The following is a 15,704-nucleotide window of genomic DNA, read 5'->3' as shown; positions in this document are numbered from 1 at the left end:
CTCCGGGGCCGGTCAGGAACCCAGCCGTACCGGGAGTTCGTACAGGTCGTTCTGGGTGACGACCGGCTTGTGGCGCAGCTCGCTCGCCGGCACCGCCAGGTCCAGGCCGGGGAAGCGGGCGTACAGCGCGGGAAGGGCGACCGCGGCCTCCAGGCGGGACAGCGCGGCGCCGGGGCAGACGTGGGGGCCGTGGCCGAAGGAGATGTGCCGGTTCCGGCTCTCCCGGGTGATGTCGAACTCCCCGGCGGTCGGGCCGTGGGCGTGCTCGTCGCGGCCGATCGCGGCGTACGACACGATCAGCGCGTCCCCGGCCGGGAGCACCTTGTCGCCGACCGGTACGTCCTCGGTCGCGAACCGGATCAGCACATGCGAGGACGGGGTGGACCAGCGCAGGGTCTCCTCGATCACCGCCGACCAGTCGGCCGCGCCGGACAGCACCAGGGCGCGCTGCTCGGGGTGGGTGGAGAGGTTGACGACTGCGTTGACGATCAGCGAGATCGTCGTCTCGTGGCCGGCCGCCACGATCAGCTGGAGCGTGGAGACGATCTCCTCGTCGGTGAGGCGGTCGCCGTCCTCCGAGGCGAGGACCAGCGCGCTGGTCAGGTCGTCGCCCGGCTCGGCCCGCTTGGCCGCGACCGTCTCGGCCATGATCTGCGCCAGCTCGGTGAGCGTGGCCATGACCTCGTCGCCCGGGGTCAGCGTGGAGAAGAACCGGTCGAACAGGACCCTCAGCCGCGGCAGGCGGGCCGGGTCCAGGCCCATCAGGTCGGCGATGACGTACATGGGCAGCGGGTAGGCGAAGGCCGCCTTCAGATCGACGGTCTCGCCGCTCGTGGGCAGCGCGTCCAGCAGGTCCTGGGTGAGCTTCTCGATGCGCTCGCGCATCCGCTCCACCCGGCGCGGGGTGAGCGCCTGCGCGACCAGGCCGCGCAGCCGGCGGTGGTCGGCGCCGTCCACGGTGAGCATGGAGCGGCCCGGGTTGACGAGGCCGATCAGCGGCCAGTCCGCGGGGATCTCGCCACGCCGCCAGGCGCCCCACACCTCGATGTCCTTCACCAGACGCGGGTCGGTGAGCAGCGCCTTGGCCTCCGCGTGGTGGGTGACGGCCCACACCGGGACACCGCCCGGCAGCTCGACGGCGGCGAGCGGACCGGCCGCGCGCAGCGCCGCGCTCTCGCCGTCCAGGTCGGTGACGAAGGGGTCGAGCGCGATCCGGGGGGTTTCGGTACCGGTCGTCATCGTGCCATGCCTCCCAGGGCAGGGGTCGGGGTGCTGCGCCGGTCCGGGGACTGGCCCCGGACCCATCGCAGGAGCGGGTGACGCTCGCTCAGAGGGCGGGTACGGGGGTGAACCGCACGGGCAGCTCGGTCAGCCCCCGCAGCCACGGCGAGGGCCGGCGGGTGAGGGAGTCGGCGGGCCCCGCCAGGTCGATGTCCGGCAGCCGGTCCAGGACCACCTCGATCCCGGTCCGCGCGATCACCTCGGCGATCTCCTGCGCGGGGAACGGACAGCGGTGCTCGCCGTGACCGAACGCGAAGTGCGCGTTGTTGCCGCCGGTCAGCGCGGAGGCGTCGGTGCGCACCTGGGGGTCGGAGTTGGCGCCCTGGAGCCCGAGCAGCAGCAGGTCGCCCGCCTGGATGCGGCGGCCGCCGAGGTGGGTGTCCCGGGCGGCCCAGCGGCCGGCCACGTTCTGGGTGGGCGTGTCCTCCCACAGCACCTCGTTCATCGCCTCGGCGACGCTGTGCCGGCCACCGAACAGCGAGGCGGCGAACCGGTCGTCGGTGAGCATCAGCCGCAGCGAGTTGCCGATCCAGTCGGCGGTCGGCTGGTGCCCGGCCGCCATCATCACCATCAGGTCCTGGGTGATCTCCTCGGCGGTGAAACCGCTGTCGTCGGCGAGCATCCGGGAGACCACGTCGTCGGCGGGCTCCTTCGTCCGGTCGGCGATCAACTGCCCCATGGACGCGGCGAGATGGGCCTGCCCGGCGAGTGCCCGCTCCCGGCCGTCGATCATGTCGTTGAGGGCGGTCACCAGGCCGGGGCCGTCCTCGTCCGGGAAGCCGTACAACCGCGCGAGCACCCGTACCGGCAGCAGCATCGCGTACTGCCCGACCAGATCGGCCTCGCCCGCGGTGCACAGCGCGTCGATCAGCTCGTCGGCGAACCGCTCGGCCTGCCGCCGCAGTTCGAACGGGTCCACCGCCTCCAGCGCGTTGCTGATCATCGCGGCGCGCTGCCGGTGCCGTTCGCCGACCGTGTAGAGGATCGAGGGCTGCCTGCGGCCGATCATCGGCAGCAGCGGCCAGTCGGCCGGGATGTTCTCCCACTGGTTCCACAGCTCCGAGTCCCGGCTGAACAGCACCGGGTCGCCGGTGACCTGGTGCAGTTCCCGGTAGCCCAGCACCAGCCAGGCCGGGATGCCGGCGTCGAGCAGCACCGGTACGACGTTGCCGTGCTCGCGCCGCATCTCCCGGTACAGCCGGGCGGGTTCGGTCTGGAACCGGGGTCCGCTGAGCGGGACGGCGTCGGGGGTGGTCACACGAACTCCTGTCGGGGCAGGCCCGCCCGCGCGGACGGGTCGGCGTACCGGTGCTTCACATGCTGGACGAGTGTGATCAGGACCTGTTTGCTCGACTCCCGGGAGCGGGCGTCGCAGTCGACCAGCGGTACCTGCGGGTCCAGGTCGAGCGCCTCGCGGACGTCCGCGCCCGCGTGCACCGGCCCGCCGAAGTCGTTGCAGGCCACGATGAACGGGGTCCCGTGGTGCTCCAGCCGGTCGATGGCGTACCAGGAGTCGTCGATCCGCCGGGTGTCGACCAGCACGACCGCGCCGAGGGTGCCGGAGAAGAGCCGGTCCCACAGGAACCAGAACCGCTCCTGGCCGGGCGCGCCGAACAGGTACAGCACATTGTGTGCGTCCAGGCTGATCCGGCCGAAGTCGAAGGCGACCGTGGTGGCGGACTTGCCGCGCACCTGCCGGATGTCGTCCACCGTCGCGCCCGCCTGGGTCATCGTCTCCTCGGTGTTGAGGGGGCGGATCTCGCTGACGGAGCGGACCAGGGTGGTCTTGCCGACGCCGAAGCCGCCCACGACCACGATCTTGAGACCGTTGTCGGCCGAGGCACCCAACGGCGTGCGCGCGCCGGAGAGTTCAGAGATTGCGGAGTCCAACGAGCACCTGCTCCAGGATGTCGGGGTCGGTTATGGCCGGTCTGCGCGGGTGCCGGGCGCTGACACGGCCCGCCGCCAGCAGGTCGCACAGCAGCACCTTGGTGATGCTCACGGGCAGCTTCAGCTCCGCGGCGATCTCCACCACCGAGGTGGGGGAGCGGGTCAGCTTCAGGATCGCCACGTGCTCCGATTGCAGCCCGGCCACCGGCTCCGACTCGGCGACGACAAGGGTGACCAGGTCGAACGGGTTGTCCGGGGCGGTCCGGCTGCGTCCCTGGGTGATCGTGTAGAGACGGTCGGGCGCGTCGTCCCTGCCCGGACGGCTCATGACGTACGCGGCAGCGCGGTCAGGTGCTCGCCGAGCTGCTCCACCAGTTCGCTCATGGTGTGCCCGACGACGCCCGGGTCCGCGTCCTCCGTGGTGACGACGGCCAGATGGGCGCCGGCGCCGGCCTCCACGATGAACAGCACGCCGCCGTAGAACTCGGTCATCGCCGAGCGTACGCCGCCGCTGCCGTCGCCGAACTCGACGGACGCCCCGTGCGACAGCGACTGGATGCCGGCGGCTATCGCGGCGAGCTGGTCGGCCTGGTCGACGCTCAGCTCCGGGCTGCGGCACAGCTTCAGCCCGTCCCGGGACAGCACCAGCGCGTGCCGGGCGCCCGGGGTCCTCTCCAGCAGGCCCTCCAGGAGCCAGGTGAGCTTGTCGTCGGCGGTGGTCGGGCCGGTCATGAAGTGGTGTCGCCTTCCGGGTACGCGTGCGGGTGGGAGGGGACGGCGGGGGAGGAGGAGTCGTCCGCCGCCGCGGTTCCGGGGGGACCGGACGGAATGCCGCCCGGTGCGATGGCGCCGCCCGGCACCGCGGTCTCCGCGTCTCCGGGGGAGTCTTGGCGTACGCCGGAGCCGTGGGGGACACCGGTGTCCGACGGGCGCTCGGTACCGCGGTGGGCCGGCCCCGCGTCCCCGGTCGGAGCGGTCGAGCCGACCGAGGGCCGCTGGTGGGAGTCCCGGCCGTCCGGTGCGGTGGTTGGGGTGGATGCGGCGGTGCCGGAGGCCGGGCGGGGGCCAAGGGGCTGGTCGTCCGGGCCCGTGTGCGTGGTGGAGCCGGGCGTGTCGCTGGTCCGGCCGAGGTGCGCGGCCGAGTCGGCGGTGCCGGAAGCCGGGCCGGGTTCGGCGCCCTCGCCGTTCGCCACCGGGAGTGTGTCTGAGCGGGTGGCTCCGGTGGAGGGTCCGCGCTCGGCGTGTCGGCCGGTGTGTGCCGCGTCCGCGGTGGAGCGGGCAGAGTCGCCGGACGGCCGGTGCTCCGGGCCGCCCGGCGCGGCGTCCGGGGTGGGTCCGGCGGTGCCGCTGGCCGACCGGAGGCCAGACGGTTGCGCGGGTGCGTCGGCGTCGGGGCCGTCAGGGTCCGAGGGCGGGACCGTGTCGGTGGTGTCGGCGCCCCGGTCCTTGGCGGTGGGACGGACGGCCTGGCGGAAGCTGCTGAAGCGGGCGGCGCGGATCTTGCCCTCGTCGGCGCCGGGCGCGGGCCGGGTCTCGCCGGCGCGGGCCGCCGGCCGGGCGCTCTCGGCCTGCGCGAGGGTACGGCCCCGGCGCCGCTTGGGCAGCCCCGCCGGGCCCTCCTCGGCCGGTGCGGCCGGTTCGTGGACCGGGGCGGTGCGGGCGGCCGCCGGAGTCCGGCGGGGCTCGGCGGGCGCGGGCCGCGCCGGGGTGGGCGCCTGCTCGGCCGTGACGGGGCCCGCCAGGATGTCCTGCGGGATCAGCACGAGCACACCGGTGCCGCCGCGGGCCGACGGCCGGAAGGACACCTTGAGCCCGTGCTTGCGGGCCAGCCGCCCGACCACGGCCAGCCCGAGCCGGGTGCCGGTCAGACCGCCCAGCTCGGAGACGTCACCGGCCACCGCCCGCTCCGCGCGGCGCAGTTGCACCTCGCCCATCACCAGGCCGCTGTCCTCCACGGACACGATGACCCCGGCCGGCACTTCCTCCACGTACACATGGACCTCGGCGGTCGGCGGCGAGAAGTTCGCGGCGTTGTCGAGGATCTCCGCGAGCGCGTGCATCACTCCCTCGGCGGCATGCCCGGCCACGGCGGTCTCGCTGGCCGAGTGCACCCGCACCCGCCGGTATCCGGCGATCCGCCCCATCGCACCGCGCAGGATCGACTCCATGCCGATGGGCCGCGCCCACCGCCTGCCCGAACGGGCTCCGGTCAGTACGGCGATGGAGTCGGCGAGCCGACCGGCCTGGGCGGTGCGGTGGTCCAGGTGGAGCAGATCGGCGAGGACGTCCTCGTCGGTGTGCCGGTCCTCCATCGCCCGCAGGTCGGCGAGCGTGGCGGTGGCCAGGGCCTGCATCCGGGCGGCCGCGTTGGAGGTCGCCGAGACCGCCGCGGCCCGGTCCCGCCGGGCCCGGGTCAGCTCGCCCGTCAGCCGGGCGTTCTCCTGCCGCAGCCGGTCCAGCTCCCGGGTGGCCTCCTGCTCCAGCCGGGCCCGCTCGGCCGCGAACGACTCGGTGAACTCGGCGCGCTGGGCGGCGAGTTCGTCGACGAGCCGCTGCCGCTCCTGGCGGGCCTCCTCGCCGGTGCGGGCCTGCTGCTGGAGCAGGCGCCCGATGTCCTGGGTGGCGGCGTCCAGCCGCTGCCGGGTGGCGCGCGCGGTCCGCAGGGCGTGTGCGGCCACCGCCACGGCCACGCTCAGCACCACCGCGGCCGCGCCCGCTCCGCCGGCGAGCGGGGCGCGCACCTGGCCCGGCGCCATCGCCACGGCCACGCAGACCACCACCGCGGAGAGTGCACCGGTCACGGCGAAGGCGGGGACGAACGAACGGAGGAAGGGGCGGTCGCCGGGGTGCGTGGGCGCGGTCATCGGTCCGGTGTGGTCCTCGCGGCAGGAGCGGGTGGCTGACGGGCGGGCAGGTGGGGAGCGTGAACTGGCGGTCACTATACGAGAGTTCGCGATCGGATCAGAAAGGTTCGCCGCTCGTTCCAGGAAGTGGACGGTCATATCCGTGCGTTGGTCGTGAACGGGGCGTCTTGAACACCTCGGTGCGGGAGGGGTGGCTCCCCGGGAGGGACGGTTCCTCCGCGGTCCGGGATTTCCGCTCTGTACACCTGCGGGTTCTACCACCCGTAAAAGATCTTGACGGCTGCCGGCCGGCCGGGCAGCCCCGCGATGACCTGCTCCGAGCGACAGCCCGCGCTCCCGGCGGGGCCGGGCGGGCCGTCGCGGCGGGGGACCGTTCCGCCGTCCGCGCGACTGTGGCGCCGCACACCCTGATGATGTGACCGTTGTCGCACCTCGACCCCTGCGGGTACCCCCTAGGGTGACCGCGAGGTACGGCAGGGCGTGGCAGACACGATCGTGTACGTCGCCGACAGGCAGCTGAAGGGAATCCAGGATGTTCCGCAAGGTGCTGGTCGCCAACCGTGGCGAGATCGCGATCCGCGCGTTCCGGGCGGGCTACGAACTCGGCGCACGTACCGTCGCCGTGTTCCCGCACGAGGACCGCAACTCACTGCACCGGCTCAAGGCCGACGAGGCGTACGAGATCGGCGAGCCGGGACATCCGGTGCGCGCCTACCTCTCCGTCGAGGAGATCGTGGCCGCCGCCCGCCGGGCCGGCGCGGACGCCGTCTACCCCGGCTACGGCTTTCTGTCGGAGAACCCCGAACTCGCCCGCGCCTGCGAGGAGGCGGGCATCACCTTCGTCGGTCCGAGCGCGGCCACGCTGGAGCTGACCGGAAACAAGGCCCGTGCGGTCGCCGCCGCCCGGGCCGCCGGCGTCCCGGTGCTCGGCTCCTCCGCGCCCTCCACGGACGTCGACGAGCTGGTGAGCGCCGCCGAGGAGATCGGCTTCCCGGTCTTCGTCAAGGCCGTCGCGGGCGGCGGCGGGCGCGGCATGCGCCGCGTCGAGGACCCCGCCCAGCTGCGCGAGTCCATCGAGGCCGCCTCCCGGGAGGCCGCGTCCGCCTTCGGCGACCCGACCGTCTTCCTGGAGAAGGCCGTGGTCGACCCGCGCCACATCGAGGTGCAGATCCTCGCCGACGGCGAGGGCAATGTCATCCACCTGTACGAGCGGGACTGCTCGCTCCAGCGCCGCCACCAGAAGGTCATCGAGCTGGCCCCCGCCCCCAACCTCGACCCCGAGGTACGGCAGCGGATTTGCGACGACGCGGTGCGCTTCGCCCGGGAGATCGGTTACCGCAACGCGGGCACCGTCGAGTTCCTCCTCGACCCCGACGGCAACCACGTCTTCATCGAGATGAACCCGCGCATCCAGGTGGAGCACACCGTCACCGAGGAGGTCACGGACGTCGACCTGGTCCAGGCCCAGCTCCGGATCGCCTCCGGCGAGACCCTCGCCGACCTCGGCCTGGCCCAGGAGACCATCACCCTGCGCGGCGCCGCCCTGCAGTGCCGTATCACCACCGAGGACCCCGCCAACGGCTTCCGCCCGGACACCGGCCGGATCAGCGCCTACCGCTCGCCCGGCGGCTCCGGCATCCGCCTGGACGGCGGCACCACCCACGCCGGTACGGAGATCAGCGCCCACTTCGACTCGATGCTGGTCAAGCTGACCTGCCGGGGCCGGGACTTCCGCGCTGCCATCGGCCGGGCCCGGCGCGCGGTCGCCGAGTTCCGCATCCGCGGTGTGGCCACCAACATCCCCTTCCTCCAGGCCGTCCTGGACGACCCGGACTTCCAGGCCGGGCGGGTCACCACCTCCTTCATCGAGCAGCGCCCCCATCTGCTCACCGCCCGCTCCTCCGCGGACCGCGGCACCAAGCTGCTCACCTATCTCGCCGACGTCACCGTCAACAAGCCGCACGGCGAACGGCCCGACCTGCCCGACCCGTTGACCAAGCTGCCCCCGCTGCCCGTGGGCGAGCCGCCGGCCGGCTCCCGGCAACGGCTCGTGGCGCTGGGCCCCGAGGGCTTCGCCCGCGACCTGCGCGAGTCGCCGACGCTCGGCGTCACCGACACCACCTTCCGCGACGCCCACCAGTCGCTGCTCGCCACCCGGGTGCGCACCAAGGACCTCCTCGCCGTCGCCCCGGTCGTCGCCCGCACCCTGCCGCAGCTGCTGTCCCTGGAGTGCTGGGGCGGCGCCACCTACGACGTGGCGCTGCGCTTCCTCGCCGAGGACCCGTGGGAGCGGCTGGCCGCCCTGCGCGAGGCCGTCCCCAACCTCTGCCTTCAGATGCTGCTGCGTGGCCGCAACACCGTGGGCTACACCCCGTACCCCACGGAGGTGACGGACGCCTTCGTGCAGGAGGCGGCCGCCACCGGCATCGACATCTTCCGCATCTTCGACGCCCTCAACGACGTCGGCCAGATGCGGCCGGCCATCGACGCCGTACGGGAGACGGACACCGCGATCGCCGAGGTCGCCCTCTGCTACACGGCCGACCTCAACGACCCCAGCGAGCGGCTCTACACCCTCGACTACTATCTGCGCCTCGCCGAGCAGATCGTCGAGGCGGGCGCCCATGTCCTCGCCATCAAGGACATGGCCGGCCTGCTGCGCGCCCCGGCCGCGGCCAAGCTGGTCTCGGCGCTGCGCCGCGAGTTCGACCTGCCCGTGCATCTGCACACCCACGACACGGCGGGCGGTCAGCTGGCCACCTATCTCGCCGCGATCCAGGCGGGCGTCGACGCCGTCGACGGAGCAGTGGCCTCCATGGCCGGGACCACCTCACAGCCGTCCCTGTCGGCGCTCGTCGCCGCCACCGACCACTCCGAGCGGCCCACCGGGCTGGACCTCCAGGCCGTCGGCGACCTGGAGCCGTACTGGGAGGGCGTACGGAAGATCTACGCCCCCTTCGAGGCGGGTCTGGCCTCTCCGACCGGCCGCGTCTACCACCACGAGATCCCCGGCGGCCAGCTGTCCAACCTGCGCACCCAGGCCGTCGCCCTCGGCCTCGGCGACCGCTTCGAGGACATCGAGGCGATGTACGCGGCCGCCGACCGCATCCTCGGCCGCCTGGTCAAGGTCACCCCCTCCTCCAAGGTGGTCGGCGACCTGGCCCTGCACCTGGTCGGCGCCGGGGTCTCCCCGGACGCCTTCGAGCAGACCCCCGACCGGTTCGACATCCCCGACTCGGTGATCGGCTTCCTCCGCGGCGAGCTGGGCACCCCGCCCGGCGGCTGGCCCGAGCCGTTCCGCACCAAGGCCCTCCAGGGCCGGGCCGCCGCCAGGCCCGCGCCCGAGCTGTCCACCGAGGACCGCGAGGGGCTGGCGAAGGAGCGCCGGTCGGCCCTCAACCGGCTGCTGTTCCCCGCGCCGACACGCGAGTTCGAGACGCACCGCCAGACCTTCGGCGACACCAGCATCCTGGACAGCAAGGACTTCTTCTACGGTCTGCGCCCGGGCAAGGAGTACGCCGTCGATCTGGAGCCCGGGGTGCGGCTGCTGATCGAGCTCCAGGCGATCGGCGAGGCCGACGAGCGCGGTATGCGCACGGTGATGTCCACGCTCAACGGACAGCTGCGGCCCATCCAGGTCCGGGACCGCGCCGCGGCCTCCGACCTGCCGGTGACGGAGAAGGCTGACCGCGCCAACCCGGGCCATGTCGCGGCCCCGTTCGCCGGTGTGGTGACCCTCGCGGTCGCCGAGGGCGACGAGGTGGCGGCCGGTGGCACGATCGCCACCATCGAGGCGATGAAGATGGAGGCCACGATCACCGCGCCGAAGGCGGGCCGGGTGGCGCGGCTGGCCATCAACCGCATCCAGCAGGTGGAGGGCGGCGACCTGCTGGTCGAGATCGCCTGAGACGCCGTGCGCCGCGGCCGGAGACTCCGGCCGCGGCACACGGCGGGGCTCAGCTGCGGTCGAGATGGTCCCGGGGCGTCAGTCCCAGAGCGGGTACACCATGACCGGCTGGAAGCCCTCCGGCCGGTCGGCGGTGTAGGTCAGGCTCATCCGGGTGTAGTGCTCCAGGCTCGGATGCTTCTTCCAGGGCTTGGGGCCGTCGAGCCGGACGGTCACCGGATAGGAGTGGAAGCGGCCGGCCGCGCAGTACGGCTTGCAGTCGTTGACCATGTTGACGCCCGTCGCGGTGGCCGAACCCCGGCTCCACGAGGTCCAGTGCAGTCCGACGAGGCGGCTGTTGCCGTCGCCGCAGGCCAGGATGAAGTCCGTCGGCCGGACATTGCGGTGCCACAGGCAGTCGACCAGGACGGGCCGTGCCGGGCCGGCCTGGGCGGTCGCGGTGGCCGGGGGCGCGCTGGCCGAGGCCGTCGTCATGGCCGCTGTCAGCATGGCTCCCGCCGCGAGGGTGACCGCCGTTCCCACCACTGATCCGCGCATGGCCGCTCCCACCCGTCGTGCTGTGTCCGACCGTGCCCCCGACGCTACGACCGTACGGCCGTTTGCACCAGTCGCGCAGGTCGGGCCGCGTGTCAGCCGTGCCGGACGGTCAGTCCGTAGAAGGCGACGCGGGCGCCGTCGACGGTGCTGTCGGAGGAGGACTGGTTGTAGGCGCCGGCCTTGAAGTACTGCTTGTACTGCCGGAAGGACGAGGCGATGGGGTAGTGCGTCGTCGTGCCGTTCACGGTCAGGTCGATGGTGGTGCCGCCGGAGACGGCGATGGTCTAGCTCCAGGTTCTGCCGACCGGCACATGGCCGACCGGGTGCGTGGTCTGGCCGCCGGAGGGCGAGTCCTCGGTGCCGAGGACGATGTCTCCGTTCGCGTGGTAGTACAGCTCCAGCAGCGGCTTGGTGGAGGAGCCGCCGGTGCCGAGGTGGATCTGGCCCACGCAGACGTTCTTGGTCACCGACACCACCCGCAGGGTCGCGCTCATCCGGTGCGTACCGCCGAGCGCCCAGTCGGCGGGGCTGCCGTCACGGTTCGTCTCGCGCAGCTCGGAACGGGCGTAGTGCGAGTTCGGGGTGGTGACGCCCTTCTCGGGTGCCCAGAACGTCATCGCGCCGTCGCGGGGGTCCGTGGAGAAGTAGGCGTCCTGGTAGCCGTTCGGCCCCTGGAGCCGGGAGGACGGGATGGTGGTGGGGCTGCCGGGGGAGCCGACCGGCTCCTGGAGCTCCCAGACGGACAGGTCGAAGGTGCCGCCGGGAGCGGTCCGCGTACCGGCGGCGCCCGCGCCGCCGGAGCCGAGAAGGGTGAGGGCGAGGGCGAGGACCGCGGTGGCCGTCGCCGCGCGGAGCCGGGATCGGGTCATGTGGGGGTCCCTTCATCGGACCAAGGACGCGTTCAGCCATATGAACACCGAACGCATCCTTGGTCATCGGTGACCCGTGAACCTAAAGGTCTGAACCAGACACGTCAAGAGGGTCAGCAGCTGCCCTCGTCCTGCCAGGGCCCCCACTCGGAGGCGCCGGGCACCTCGTTCTGGGTCCACCACTTGGCCTTCCAGTTGTGCTTGTTGTACGAGACCTCGTTCCCGGCGGTGTACACGGCGGAGGAGCTCCAGGCCGTCTTGCAGGAAGTGGGGGTGGGCGTCGGCGTGGGGGTCGGGGTCGGTGTCGGCGTCGGGCTCGGTGGGGTGGCGCCGGCGAACCTCACCGAGTACGTGGCGAACTCCCAGGGCTTCTGTGCGACGCTCGAGCATGTCCCGGACGTACGGCCCCCGTTGTCGACCGGGTCGCACTGGCGGTCGCGGTTGAGCGACCAGAAGGTGAACCGGTCCATGGTGTGGCTCGTCGCGTAGTCCAGCACGGTCTGGAAGTCCGCCTGGGTGAAGTACTCGCCCGTGTCACTGCGGCCGTTCATGCCGGAGAAGCCCTCGTGGGCGTAGGCGGTCGCCTCGTCCCAGCCGAAGGTGGACCGCAGGATGGAGTTGAAGTTGGTGAGCGCGCTGGTCTGGCTCGCCCCTCCGTTGAAGCCGCCGTCGAACGGCATGATGGAGAAGTTGTTCGGCGTGAATCCCTGGGACTTGGCCTCAAGCAGCATCTGCTTGCCGAACCAGCCGGTGCCGTCCGCCGTACCCGCCGTCGTCACCGAGACGTAGAGCCCGGGGTTGTTCTGCTGGAGGATCTTCGCGGCGCCGATCTCGTTCTTGATGGCCGCGCTGTTCTCGTACTCCGGCTCCTCCAGGTCGAAGTCGATGGCGTGCAGCCCGTACTTGGTGATGACCTGCTGGTAGGCCGCCGCCGTCGACGCCGCGTCCGCGCAGGCCTGGCCGAGCTTCGTGCCGCCGTAGCCGCCGATGGAGACCGAGACGTCACCGCCCTTGCTCCGGATGGTGCCGATCATCGACTGCACGGCGGTGTCCGAGGAGACGGCCGCGGTGCCGCCCCAGGTCGGCGAGCAGCCGCCGCCGTTGGGCGCCAGGACGAACGCCAGCTGGAACGCCTTCAGGCCGGTCGCGTCCATGATGGCGGCCGGGTCCGGCGGGTTGTTGTCCAGTGGCATCAGATAGGGCGCGGCGGCGTACCAGCGGTTGCTCAGCGCGGTGGTGGCGCCCGAGGCGCTGCCCGCGACGAACGCGGTGGTGCCGGCGGCGGCGAGCGTCACGGCCGCCGCCGCGCCCAGACAGGCCCGAAGAGGTCTCATTGCGTGCCTCCCAGAGGGGTGGGGTGGGGAGTCGCCCCAGGCTCTGGGAGTGAAGCGGTCACGTCAATAAGTTGGACTAGACCAACACTCACTTTGGACTAGACCATACGATTGCTTTACCTCCCGTCGACCAACCGCAGGGCGAAGCCCCGGTCGAGCGGCAGCATCGGTGTGCTGACGGTGGTGACGTGGGTGGCGGGGTCGTAGGACCAGGTGCTGTCCGGCAGCCGGCGTCCGTCGAGCAGCACCCGTGCGGGCGCCCCGCTGCCGTGGACCGTGAACCGGTACGTGCGCGCGTCCACCTCGCCCGCGTACGCGCCCCGGCTCGCACCGACGGAGACGGCCGTGCCGTCGGTGTCCCGCTGCACCGAGACCTGCTGCGTGGCCGCAGCCCCGCCGGCGAAGTCACGGGTCACGCCGTCGTCCTCGTACAGGGTGTAGTGGCTGCTGCCGTGGGCCGCCGGATACAGGTCCCAGTCCAGCTCGTGCCGGTCCCGGGTCTGCCAGCTCGTGGTGCCCTTCGGCCACATGGGGACCACCGCCCCCTCGCGCACGAACAACGGCAGGGTGTCCAGCGGGGCGTGATAGCCGTTCAGGGTGGCCGGGCCCCGGTAGGTGCGCCCGGTCCAGTAGTCGGTCCAGGTGCCCTTCGGGAGGTAGATGCCGTCGCGGGTGTCGGAGTCCTGGTAGACCGGGGCGACCAGGAAGTCCGGCCCGGACAGGAACTCGTACTGCGCCTGGGCGCCCAGCGTCGCCGGGTCGTCCGGGTACTCCAGCCAGAGCGGACGCACCGCGCCCACGCCCGTCTTCGCCGCCTCGGCGGACAGGGTGTACATGTACGGCAGCAGGCGCTCCTTCAACTGGAGGTAGCTGCGGTTGATGGAGGTGTACGGCTCGCCGTCGCGCCAGGGCTGCTGGTCGGCGGGCTGCTTGGTGGTGAGGTCGGTGGCCCAGCCGTCCATGGTCATGATCGCCGGCAGGAACGCCTTCCACTGGAGGTCGCGGGTGTACATCTTCGCGTCGTGGCGGTAGATGCTGCCCACGTCACCGGTGTCGTAGGCGATGCCCGACAGGGTCGCCCCGGCGTAGGTCGGGATCTGCCAGCGGATGTAGTCCCAGGACAGCTTCTGGTCGCCGCTCCACAGCACCCCGCAGCGCTGCGCCCCCGCCCAGGACACCGGCAGCCAGACGAATCCGCGGGCGTCGCTGTTGCCCTCGATGCCCTTCTTGGCGGCGTCGCAGGCATCCAGCGCGAACTTGTAGCCGTTGCCCACCCAGGCCACGTCCAGCTTGGCCACCCGCTGGCCGGCCTTGACCTGGTCGGCGAGCTTGTCGATGCCGTCCTGGGTCCACAGGCCGAGCTGGGTGTGGTGGTCCTGGAGGCCCTTCGCGGTCTGCTCCAGGTTCTCGTACCCGCAGCCGTAGCCGTCGTTGACCAGCATCCAGCCCAGCGGCATCCGGTTCTCGGTGTACTGGTCGGCGATCTTCAGCGCGTCCAGGGTGTGCCGTTCGCCCCGGTTGGCGTTGTGCAGATAGCAGTCGGAGTCGCCCGGCTCCAGGCCGTAGACCGGCGGCATGAAGGGCCTGCCGACCAGTGCCGTGTACTTCCCGATCACCTGCTTGGCGTCGCCGAGAAAGTAGTAGGCGTCCAGCCGCCGTTCCTGCTGGCCGGTGGTGACCGGGTCGCCGAAGGTGTATACGCCCGGCGCGAAGGTGTTGCGGAAGACGCCGTAGCCCGCGCTGGAGAGGTAGAACGGCTGGGAGTTGTTGTAGCCGCCCTCGTTCCAGTCGAAGCTGTTGGCCACGTACATCGTCCGCCCGCGGTGGGAGAAGCTGCCGTTCTGCTCGCCGCCGCCGAAGAACTGCTCGTCCGCGCCCCGCTGGAGGCTCTGCCGCATCCCCCCGGTGGACCAGCGCAGCGGCTTGTCCTCCTGCCAGATCCGGGTGCGGTTGTCGGGCTTGTACAGACCGAACCGCAGCGGCTTCTTGTACACGCGCAGTACGGCCCCCGGTGAGCGGATGCCGTAGTAGTCGCCCGCGTCGAAGGACGAGGTGTGCCGCTGGAGGGCGGGCCGGTCGCGCACGATGGCGGTGCCCGCCGGGTCGCTCAGCGAGCCGGACGGGTCGGCCTGGAGCCGCAGCCGGCCTCCGGTCAGGAAGTCGGCGCGGGCCAGCAGCTGTCCGGCCCGCACGGTGTAGCTGCCGTCGCCGCCGGAGAAGGCCGTGAGGTCGCCGGCGTCCGTGGTGGCGGGCAGATAGGCGCTGCCCGTGAAGGAGTCGTCGTGCACGTCGTACGGCACCACCACCACGTGGTAGGTGCCCGAGGCGCGCGGGATCACCGTGGCCTCGGGGTCCGCCGTGCCCGCGCTGGAGGCCACCTGCTTGCCCTGGGCGTCGTACACGTACAGGTCGAAGTCGTCGGAGGGATGCGCCCAGCTGATCGACAGGGGGACGCCGCCCTCGGGGTTGTCGTCCCAGTAGCCGTCCGGCACCGAGACGGTCAGGTCGAAGCGGTCGCAGACCTTGTTGTCGGGGTCGGTCGCGGCGTCGGGGCAGTTCTCCGGGCCGCCGCCGGTGCCCTTGGCGTAGACCGGGCTCTGCCAGCCGACGCTGCTGTGGGTCGGGTCCAGAACGGCGCCGGATGCGGTGGCGGCGGCCCGGGCGGGTGCCGGCGTGGCCAGCAGCGCCCCGGCCAGGGCGGTCGCCAGCCCCAGCGGCACCCAGGCCGGCCACGGCGCACCCCGGCGCAGTCTTCGTGGTCTCTGCACGGCGGAACAGCTCCCCTCGCGTCATTGCGGACTGACTGTTCTTGCTCGGTGTGCTTGGAAGCGCTCGAAACACGCTTCAATCAAGCAACTTCACGCACGAAGACTCGGAGTTGAAGCAGGTTCATGTCAATACCGCGGGCGGATCGGGCCGGGGCGCTCTTGACAGGGTGCGTCTGTTTCGCGACGTTTGAGCATCAGCGCGTCTTGGGGGGAGGGGTCGCCATGCGATCCACCAGTCACGGTCCACACGCCTC

General features: G+C 72.2%; 9 protein-coding genes and 2 pseudogenes. 1 reads left to right on the top strand and 10 read right to left on the bottom strand.

What is annotated here, in order from left to right:
• Positions 1-12: 12 nt before the first annotated feature.
• The 6 genes from ACWCV9_RS01430 to ACWCV9_RS01405 form a co-directional block, all read right to left on the bottom strand.
• Positions 13-1,239, bottom strand: coding sequence for a cytochrome P450 family protein (locus ACWCV9_RS01430; RefSeq protein ID WP_450783578.1), 1,227 nt, complete (start codon positions 1,237-1,239; stop codon positions 13-15).
• A gap of 88 nt (positions 1,240-1,327) precedes the next feature.
• The gene (locus ACWCV9_RS01425; protein WP_450783577.1) at positions 1,328-2,539 is read right to left on the bottom strand and encodes a cytochrome P450; all 1,212 of its coding nucleotides are present in this window, start codon (positions 2,537-2,539) and stop codon (positions 1,328-1,330) included.
• The gene (locus ACWCV9_RS01420; protein ID WP_385842598.1) at positions 2,536-3,171 is read right to left on the bottom strand and encodes a GTP-binding protein; all 636 of its coding nucleotides are present in this window, start codon (positions 3,169-3,171) and stop codon (positions 2,536-2,538) included. Before ACWCV9_RS01420 ends, ACWCV9_RS01425 begins: the two co-directional genes overlap by 4 nt.
• On the bottom strand, positions 3,152-3,499 hold the full coding sequence (locus ACWCV9_RS01415) for a DUF742 domain-containing protein (RefSeq protein ID WP_385842599.1): 348 nt from the start codon (positions 3,497-3,499) through the stop codon (positions 3,152-3,154). The genes ACWCV9_RS01420 and ACWCV9_RS01415 overlap by 20 nt, the downstream gene beginning before the upstream one ends.
• Positions 3,496-3,903, bottom strand: coding sequence for a roadblock/LC7 domain-containing protein (locus ACWCV9_RS01410; RefSeq protein ID WP_385842600.1), 408 nt, complete (start codon positions 3,901-3,903; stop codon positions 3,496-3,498). The genes ACWCV9_RS01415 and ACWCV9_RS01410 overlap by 4 nt, the downstream gene beginning before the upstream one ends.
• Positions 3,900-6,035: an ATP-binding protein gene (locus ACWCV9_RS01405; protein WP_450783574.1), complete on the bottom strand. Its 2,136-nt coding sequence runs from the start codon at positions 6,033-6,035 to the stop codon at positions 3,900-3,902. Before ACWCV9_RS01405 ends, ACWCV9_RS01410 begins: the two co-directional genes overlap by 4 nt.
• 532 nt (positions 6,036-6,567) lie before the next feature.
• Here ACWCV9_RS01405 and ACWCV9_RS01400 point away from each other — a divergent pair.
• A complete protein-coding gene (locus tag ACWCV9_RS01400; RefSeq protein ID WP_450783572.1) occupies positions 6,568-9,942 on the top strand; it encodes a pyruvate carboxylase in 3,375 nt (1,124 codons plus the stop codon).
• 78 nt (positions 9,943-10,020) lie between these two features.
• Here the strand turns inward: ACWCV9_RS01400 and ACWCV9_RS01395 are convergent, their stop codons facing one another.
• From ACWCV9_RS01395 to ACWCV9_RS01380, 4 genes and pseudogenes are all read right to left on the bottom strand, one after another.
• Complete coding sequence (locus ACWCV9_RS01395) at positions 10,021-10,479, bottom strand: hypothetical protein (RefSeq protein ID WP_450783570.1); 459 nt, start codon at positions 10,477-10,479, stop codon at positions 10,021-10,023.
• 92 nt (positions 10,480-10,571) lie between these two features.
• Positions 10,572-11,348: pseudogene (locus tag ACWCV9_RS01390) on the bottom strand (polysaccharide lyase family 7 protein).
• 113 nt (positions 11,349-11,461) lie between these two features.
• Entirely contained in the window at positions 11,462-12,682 is a 1,221-nt protein-coding gene (locus ACWCV9_RS01385) for a carbohydrate-binding protein (protein ID WP_450783568.1), read from the bottom strand.
• Between the two features lie 131 nt (positions 12,683-12,813).
• Positions 12,814-14,970 (bottom strand): annotated as a pseudogene (locus ACWCV9_RS01380) (TIM-barrel domain-containing protein); the annotation flags it as partial.
• Positions 14,971-15,704: the final 734 nt, after the last annotated feature.

It is taken from the genome of Streptomyces sp. NPDC001606, assembly GCF_053596835.1.
The sequence above is the reverse complement of the archived record's forward strand: the minus strand, read 5'-3'. Positions and strand labels throughout refer to the sequence as shown.

Excerpts from the sequence above, each read along its gene's own strand:
- ACWCV9_RS01430 (WP_450783578.1), bottom strand. The coding sequence starts at position 1,239 with ATGACGACCGGTACCGAAACCCCCCGGATCGCGCTCGACCCCTTCGTC.
- ACWCV9_RS01415 (WP_385842599.1), bottom strand. The coding sequence starts at position 3,499 with ATGAGCCGTCCGGGCAGGGACGACGCGCCCGACCGTCTCTACACGATC.
- ACWCV9_RS01410 (WP_385842600.1), bottom strand. The coding sequence starts at position 3,903 with ATGACCGGCCCGACCACCGCCGACGACAAGCTCACCTGGCTCCTGGAG.
- ACWCV9_RS01405 (WP_450783574.1), bottom strand. The coding sequence starts at position 6,035 with ATGACCGCGCCCACGCACCCCGGCGACCGCCCCTTCCTCCGTTCGTTC.
- ACWCV9_RS01400 (WP_450783572.1), top strand. The coding sequence starts at position 6,568 with ATGTTCCGCAAGGTGCTGGTCGCCAACCGTGGCGAGATCGCGATCCGC.
- ACWCV9_RS01395 (WP_450783570.1), bottom strand. The coding sequence starts at position 10,479 with ATGCGCGGATCAGTGGTGGGAACGGCGGTCACCCTCGCGGCGGGAGCC.
- ACWCV9_RS01385 (WP_450783568.1), bottom strand. The coding sequence starts at position 12,682 with ATGAGACCTCTTCGGGCCTGTCTGGGCGCGGCGGCGGCCGTGACGCTC.